This window comes from Amycolatopsis sp. (assembly GCF_036008905.1).
Taxonomy (GTDB): domain Bacteria; phylum Actinomycetota; class Actinomycetes; order Mycobacteriales; family Pseudonocardiaceae; genus Amycolatopsis.
On record NZ_DASYMU010000123.1, the window covers coordinates 1 to 7,027 of the forward strand.

At 65.8% G+C, this 7,027-nt stretch carries 8 protein-coding genes and 2 tRNA genes; 7 read left to right on the top strand and 3 right to left on the bottom strand.

The genetic code is table 11. The annotated features are described in order from the left end of the window. The 3 genes from VGP60_RS21875 to VGP60_RS21885 form a co-directional block, all read right to left on the bottom strand. Positions 1 to 269 (bottom strand): AfsR/SARP family transcriptional regulator (locus VGP60_RS21875; RefSeq protein ID WP_327549920.1); only part of this gene is annotated, 269 nt, incomplete at its 3' end. Between the two features lie 478 nt (positions 270 to 747). After that, entirely contained in the window at positions 748 to 1,491 is a 744-nt protein-coding gene (locus VGP60_RS21880) for a GntR family transcriptional regulator (RefSeq protein ID WP_327549921.1), read from the bottom strand. A 112-nt stretch (positions 1,492 to 1,603) separates the two neighbouring features. Continuing rightward, positions 1,604 to 2,035 (bottom strand): hypothetical protein, encoded by a 432-nt coding sequence (locus tag VGP60_RS21885; RefSeq protein WP_327549922.1) that lies wholly within the window; start codon positions 2,033 to 2,035, stop codon positions 1,604 to 1,606. Between VGP60_RS21885 and VGP60_RS21890 the strand changes: the two genes are divergently transcribed. From VGP60_RS21890 to VGP60_RS21920, 7 genes are all read left to right on the top strand, one after another. Continuing rightward, positions 2,025 to 2,201 carry a hypothetical protein gene (locus tag VGP60_RS21890; protein ID WP_327549923.1) on the top strand — a complete coding sequence of 59 codons (177 nt, stop codon included), beginning with the start codon at positions 2,025 to 2,027 and terminating at the stop codon, positions 2,199 to 2,201. The two genes, VGP60_RS21885 and VGP60_RS21890, sit on opposite strands and share 11 nt — an antisense overlap. Before the next feature lie 407 nt (positions 2,202 to 2,608). Then, the gene (locus VGP60_RS21895) at positions 2,609 to 3,382 is read left to right on the top strand and encodes a hypothetical protein (protein WP_327549924.1); all 774 of its coding nucleotides are present in this window, start codon (positions 2,609 to 2,611) and stop codon (positions 3,380 to 3,382) included. Beyond that, a complete protein-coding gene (locus tag VGP60_RS21900; RefSeq protein WP_327549925.1) occupies positions 3,379 to 5,103 on the top strand; it encodes a serine/threonine-protein kinase in 1,725 nt (574 codons plus the stop codon). Before VGP60_RS21895 ends, VGP60_RS21900 begins: the two co-directional genes overlap by 4 nt. A gap of 95 nt (positions 5,104 to 5,198) precedes the next feature. After that, positions 5,199 to 5,270, top strand: a tRNA-Glu gene (locus tag VGP60_RS21905). A gap of 1 nt (position 5,271) precedes the next feature. Further along, positions 5,272 to 5,345: transfer RNA gene (locus VGP60_RS21910), tRNA-Leu, on the top strand. A gap of 153 nt (positions 5,346 to 5,498) precedes the next feature. After that, positions 5,499 to 6,089, top strand: a complete 591-nt coding sequence (locus VGP60_RS21915) for an HNH endonuclease family protein (RefSeq protein WP_327549926.1) — start codon at positions 5,499 to 5,501, stop codon at positions 6,087 to 6,089. A 150-nt stretch (positions 6,090 to 6,239) separates the two neighbouring features. Further along, positions 6,240 to 6,998, top strand: a complete 759-nt coding sequence (locus VGP60_RS21920) for a 3D domain-containing protein (RefSeq protein ID WP_327549927.1) — start codon at positions 6,240 to 6,242, stop codon at positions 6,996 to 6,998. Positions 6,999 to 7,027 lie beyond the last annotated feature (29 nt).

Genomic DNA, 7,027 nt, shown 5'->3' on the forward strand with positions numbered 1-7,027 from the left:
TCGGACCGGCGCTCCCGCCCGGGTTCGAGCGCCGCGCGGAGACCGGAGACGTAGGTGTAAATGCTTCCGTTGGCGCTCGCCGGCGCGGAGTCGCCCCAGATGGCGTCGATGAGTTCGGTTCTGGCCACCACATGGTTCGCCCGCATCGCCAGCACTGTCAGCACAGCTCGCCGATGCGCGGAGCCGAGGGCGAGCTCGTCGTGCGCTCGCCAAGCGCGCACGGGCCCGAGTAGCTCAATTCTCAAATGAGCGCTTCCGTCCAGCGTCATTTACCAAGTTCAGCCGCTCGCGGATGACGAACCGGGGGCAATCCGTCTTTGCGGTCATGGGGAATGGTCGCACTGTTCATATGATGTTTCCTTCGCCAGTGAAGGCTCTCCGAACATTACGGCTTCCCCAGGGCTGAGACAAGTTCTCCGGCGTCCGCTCGCATTGGGAGCCGAAAGCGTGATCGAAAACATGAATCGTGCTCATTTGTGCGTTACGTGTCGGCTTCAAGTGTCACGGCCATGTCGCCCGTGCGGGTGACGTGTAAGTCCGGGCAGTTCGACCGTGCTTCTGGGGCAAGTCCTGCCGGATGCAACGTTGGATTGTCGCTGCGTGTGCCCGGAGGACGACTGCGGGTTGTGGACTGTGCCAGTGGCCGGTATAGTGGCTTATGCCACTGGATCGGGCGAGCTTCGGCGAGGAGGGAAATAGGTGAGGCCTTAGTTGAGATGGACTTGAGCTTGAATTAAGAAAAGAATTTTAGGAGGGGAAGGGATATTCCTGTTCCAATTTCCACGAGTTCGGCGGATAGACGGCTTCGTTGAGCAATATCGCATCACCCTCCGAATCGAAGACCGTTAGACGGTGTACAAGAACGGCGGAGGGATTGTCGAGCCCGAGTTGTTCTTGTTCGGCTTCGGTGGCGAGCCGGGCGATGACCTTGTCGCGGCCGCGGGTGATCTTGCGTCCGGTCTTGCTCGACAGGTAGGCGCGCACGGTGTTCGGCGCGAGTTCGGGTTTGAGAAGGAGAGGTGCTTTATCGGCAAGATCAAAAGGAAACCACGAGGTCAGCACTTCGGCGGGTGAGGTGTCCTCGTTGTTGACGAGAATTCGGCGACGGATAACGGTCGCGTCCTCGGGCTGCCCCAATTCCTGGACGACGTGCGCGGGACCGGTCACCGTGTCGGCCAGCAGGAATTCGATCGACAGGTTGGACGCGTAGGCGACGTCGATGGAACCGACTCGCATCGGCCGTCCGCCGGCGCTGCTCAGCTGGTAGCCGCTCACGTAGGTGCCGGAGCCCTGCCTGCTTTCGACGAAGCCCTCGGTTCGCAGGGTGGCCAGGGCCTTGGAGGCGGTCGGCCTGGCGACTTCCCATTCGGTGACCAGTGTGCGCTCGGACCAGACTTCGTCACCGGGTTTGAGTTCACCGTTGAAGATCTGGTCTCGGATGTGGTCCGCGATCTGCTGATACTTCGGCGGGACCTTGTGGATCTTAGGCATGCACGTCCTGGGCCGGAGAATGGGCGAAAGTCGTCTGAGAAGCCTAGCAGCGCACCTGGTCGAACCCGGGCAGGCGCAGGTCAGCCGCGCCCGCCGGGTGTCAGGACACGGCCTAGGCGAATCGGATCAGTGCGATCCCGACCAGGACGAAGAAGACCAAGATCACCAGCGTGCCGCTGTGCCCGCCGGTCGAACTCGTGAGGATCTGGTCGACCGCGCCGGTGAGCACGATGCCGCAGCTCGCCGTGACGAAGTGACGTCCCGGCTCGATCCGGGTGAACTCGACGGGTGAGGAGAAGTGCCCGGTCGAGTCCGCCGTCGAGGTACCGACGGTCTCGCCGTTGGCGGTCATGGTGACGCTGTGCCCTGGCTGGCAACCGCTGCCGGACGCGTAGAGGACGTCGCCGGGGTTCACACTCGGGCGGTCCAGCGTCAGCGCGCCGTCGGAGGGCGGCTCGATCTCCGGGACGTCCGAGCTGGCGGTCGGGGTGGGGGTCGGCGAGTCACTCGTCGTCGTGGGGGTGGTCGGTGTCGTGGTCTTCACTGGCGTCGTGGTGCTCGGCCGGGACGGTGTCGCGGGCTTGGTGGTGACCGGAGGCGTGGGTGTTACCGGCGGCTTGGTGGTGACCGGAGGTGTCGGCGTGACTGTCCCGGTCACCGTGAAGGTATTCCTGCCGACCTGCCGCTGGCATCTGCCGACCACGAGATAGCTGCCGGGTTTCGCACTGGCGGGCACCGTCGCTCCGACGGATCCATTTTGTCCGGCGCCCGACGCCAATAACGAGCTGTCCGCCCAAAGAAATGCGACCGTGCGGCACGCGGTAAAGCCACTCCAACTAATGGTGAATGAACTACCCGCGGAACCGCTTGCCGGTTTCAAACCAACCGATGGTTGCTGTTGTGCGTTACCGGTGGGTGTAATGGTGAGCAAAAGACACGCTCCGGCCACAACTCCGAAAACAGCCCGAACCACCGTACGCATCGGAACGTCCTTTATCGGTAAGAACACTCGGTTGATCTGACGACTCGCTGTAGCATTCCCGACCAGTCGGATCAGGCAACTAGGGGATACCCAAATGGGACGTATCATCGGCGCGGGGTTGCGTTGGGGATCGGCGTGGTTCTGCTGGGGGCGTCCCCCGCGGTGGCCGCCGGATCCGGTGAGGCGCTGAAGATCGCGGTCACCATCGACGGGCAGAACATCGGTGACAACACCGTCGCGGTGGAACCCGGTGAGCCGGTCGAACTGGCTGTCACGGCCATCAACAACGGCTCGTCGTCGATCCGGGTGCGCAGTGTCCGGCTGTCCGGAGTCGCGCTGGCGCTGACGTTCTTCTCCTACGACATCATGGTTCCGTTCGACGTCCCGGCCGGCGGTCGCGCCACCCGCACCCTCGAACTCGACCTCGCCGCTCTCAACGGTCAGGCGATCGGCCTGCTGCCGGCGTCGGTGGAACTGCTGGACTCCCAGCGCGAAACCCTCGGCAGCGCGAGCACGGTCACCGATGTCCGCGGCTCGATCTGGTCGGTCTACGGCGTGTTCGGTCTCGCCATGCTCGTGCTCACCGTGCTGGCATGGGCGGGCGCGTTGCTGGCGCTTGCCCGCCACCGCCTTTCGCCGAACCGGTGGCGGCGCGCGTTGCGGTTCCTGCCCGCCGGTGTCGGCACCGGGCTGGTCGCCGTGGTCACGTTGTCGGTGCTGCGGCTGGTGCCGCCCGAACCGGTGGTGGAGATTCCGGTCGTGCTCGGTGCGGCCGCCATCGCGCTCCTGCTCGGTTACCTCACTCCGCACCCGGCGCCGGAGTCCGTCGTCGACGCGCCCGACGACGACTTCACGATGGGTCTCACCACCCGCCAGTTCGACGCGACCACCGAGGGGTATTCCCGATGACGGCGCCCGCCGCCATGATCGTGGCGCTGCCGCAGTACGCGATCGGCGACGAGATCGGGTCCGGCGGGATGGGTGTCGTCTTCGCCGGGGTGCACCGCTCGCTCGGCCGTCAGGTCGCGATCAAGCAACTGCCCGCGGACATGGCCGACCGGCCGGGGGTCAGCGAACTCTTCGACCGCGAGGCCCGGGTTCTCGCGAGCCTCGACCATCCGCACATCGTCCCGGTCTACGACTACGTGCAGTCGGGCCGCGACAACCTGCTGGTGATGGAACGCCTCGACGGCGGAACCGTGCACAGCCGCTTCCGGCTCGAAGGCGTCAGCGGGGAGCAGGCCTGCGCCATCGCGTTGGCGATGCTGGCCGGACTGCATGCCGCACATCGCGCGGGCGTACTGCATCTCGACGTCAAGCCGAAGAACCTGCTCTTCACCACCCAGGGCGTGATGAAGGTGGCAGACTTCGGGATCGCGCAGGTGATCAGCGAAGGCGCCACGCTCGTCACGCACGGCGGCGAGGTGCTCGGCACGCCCGCGTACATCGCGCCGGAGCAGGCGATGGGCAACGCGCTGAGCCCGGCGGCCGACGTCTATTCCGCGGGCACCGTGCTTTACGAACTGCTGTCCGGCGAGCTTCCCTTCGACAACACCCGCGGCGCGATCAGCATGATGCGTCAGCACATGTTCACCGATCCACGGCCCATTTCCGGTGTGCCGATGCCGCTCGCCGGGGTCGTCATGCGAAGTCTGGCAAGGGAATTGACCGATCGGTACCGCGAGGCGGAATCCTTCGCGACCGATCTCGCCGCGGCGGCGACGCGGGTCTTCGGCCCCGGCTGGCTGGAACGGTCCGGAGTTCCGGTGCTGCACTTGACGCCCCGGGTGATGGCCAGTCTCGCCGCGCCCGCCAACGGACACCGCGAAGAGCGCACGTTCGCCGTGCCAGTCGTACCACTGTCGCGCAACGAAGTTCCGGACCCGACCCGCTCCGCGACCCGCGCGGATCTCGATCGGGAACCACCCAAGCCCGCGTCCGCGCTGTGGCCGAAGCTGGCCGCTTTCGCCGCGCTCGTGGTGCTGGCCGTCGTCGCTTTCCTAACCCCCGCAACACTTCCGCATACCGCCGCGGTCAACGTGACGGTGGACGGCGCCGGGATCGCCGAGCCGGTCACCGTCAATCTCGCGCAGTCGATCACCGTCACCGGTGACGGCGCGGGCTCGGATCCGGTGAACGTCACGCTCTCGATGTCAGCCGCTGGTGTGCCGCTGGGATCGGCCGTCAAGGCGGCCGATCCGGATCGGAACGGCCATTTCTCGGCGGATCTCGAACCGCCCGCCGTCGCCCGCTGGATCGTCGGCGGTGCTGTGACCGGTGAGGTGCGCTGGGCGCGAGCCGGGCTGGCCGACACCGTGCAGCCGTTCACTTTGCTTACGCGCCAACATCCACTCGCCAGTGCGATGGGCACCGGGAGCCTGCTGCTCGGCCTGTTCGCATTGGCGTACCTGGAATCCGGCCTCCGCACGATCCGGCACGGCCACCGCTGGCGCTCGGGCCGATTCGGCAGTCCGGTATTGGGCGCGCTTTTCGGCGCGGCCGGCTGGCTTTTCGTTTCCGTGCTGAGCAGCCACGAACCTTCCGTGCCCTTCGCCTTGGGCTGCGCGTTAGCCGGCGCGTTCGCCGCCGTATTCACTTTGCTCGCAACAGAACGCTCTGTGCGCCGATAAATCGGTTGCCGGAATTCAGGCCCCGGCGCAAACTCAGGTCATGACCGAACGCTTGCCGGAAGAACTGTAGGGCGGCTTTTCAATGCCCGAAACCTGGCGCGTTGGTCCAGTGGAATGGACATCGGACTTTCACTCCGGAGACGCGGGTTCGATCCCCGCACGCGCTGCGCCCTTGTAGCCCAATCGGTAGAGGCGCCGGCTTCAAAACCCGGTAGGTCCAGGTTCGAATCCTGGTAGGGGCACTCCTGACCGGATTCACGCTGACGCGCCCGTCCGTAATACCGGGTTTCTCCAGGTCAGGCAGGCATACTCGGGCAGCTGACCTGTTCGGAGAGGACACTGCCCTGCCTACCAAGAGTCGTCAAAAGTCCATCGCCACCATCATCTCCGCCGTCGTGGCGCTGATCCTGCTCGCGATCTGGCTGATGGAACGCCAGCCCACAGACACCCCCGACGCGGCCCCGGCCGGTGCGCCCGCCGAGCTGCTCGGCCGGCTCACCGTGGCGGTCGAAGACACCGGCGCGCATTACGACCGCGCGGCTTGGGGTGACTGGATCGGCCAGGGCAAGTCCTGTGACACCCGCGCGATCGTGTTGCAGCACCAGGGCACCGACGTGCAGTCCGGGGCCAGCTGCAAGATCGGCACCGGCAAGTGGACCAGCGCCTACGACGGCCTGGTCGTGACCAACGCCCGCGAGCTCGACATCGACCACATCGTGCCGGTGAAGGAAGCGAACCGGTCGGGTGCCCGCGGCTGGTCGGCCGAGCAGCGGTCGAAGTTCTACAACGACTCCGCGAACCTCGTCGCCGTGTCCGCGACCTCCAACCGGTCCAAGGGCGACTCGGACCCCGGACACTGGCGGCCGCCGCTGCGGACCTATTGGTGTGACTACGCCAAGGGCTACGCCGCGATCAAGGTGCGCTACCAGCTGACCGTGGACCAGGACGAGAAGTCGGCCATCTCGCAGATGCTCGGCACCTGCTGATCGAACTTTCGGCGACGAACGGGTTAAAGAGGTCTAGACCTGTTGACTCTGTGGTCTAGGCCACATACGGTCGGGTAACCGCTGGTGACAACGTCGTCACTGGCGGTTCCACGCTGTTCCTCCCCAAATCCCCGCCGGAGGTTCGTCAGCATGTCCTCGAATCGGATCAGACGAGCCTCCGCGCTCGCGTTCCTGAGCCTCGCCGCGCTGGTCACGGTGCCGTCGACGGCGTCGGCCGCGGCTTTGCCCGCCTGCCAGCATTTCTACACCGGCACCATCCCCGAGCGAGGGGTCTCCGGTGGCCACGGACCGGGCGTCGAAGCACCGGCGTACAGCGTCAGCAGCCGTCTTCCGGCGCCGACCGGGGTCAGCGGCGGGCTCGGTGCCGACGGCAAGGTGACGTTCACCTTCGCCAAGGTTCCCGGCGCGGTCGCCTATCGTGCGTTCCGCAACGGCCAGGCCCTGCAGTGGATCAGCGACTGGGGCCAGCCGAGTTTCCTGGTCACCGACCCGAAGCCGTGCCAGAACGCGCATTACCAGCTCTACGCGATGAAGGCCGAGGACAACTCCGCCGCGTCACTCGGCCAGATCTCGACGTCGTTCCAGCTCAACGCCGCCAACCGGCTGGCGCCCTTCAGCATCCCGAAGGGCACGACGTACAACTATCGCGTTTCCGCCTACAACGACGTCGCCCAGACCGCGCTCGGCTACAACGCCGGCTCCGGGATCTGTGCCGTCGACGCGCGGATAATCCCTTGGGGCACCAGGCTTTTCGTCCCCGGCTACGGCCACTGCTACGCCGCCGACATCGGCAGCTGGATCAAGGACGACATCCTCGACGTCTGGCTGCCGCCCGGCAACCAGGCAGACAACTGGGGAATCCAGCGCCTGAACCTGACCGTCGAATGAGTCGTGAGTGCGTAACAGTGTTCTAACAC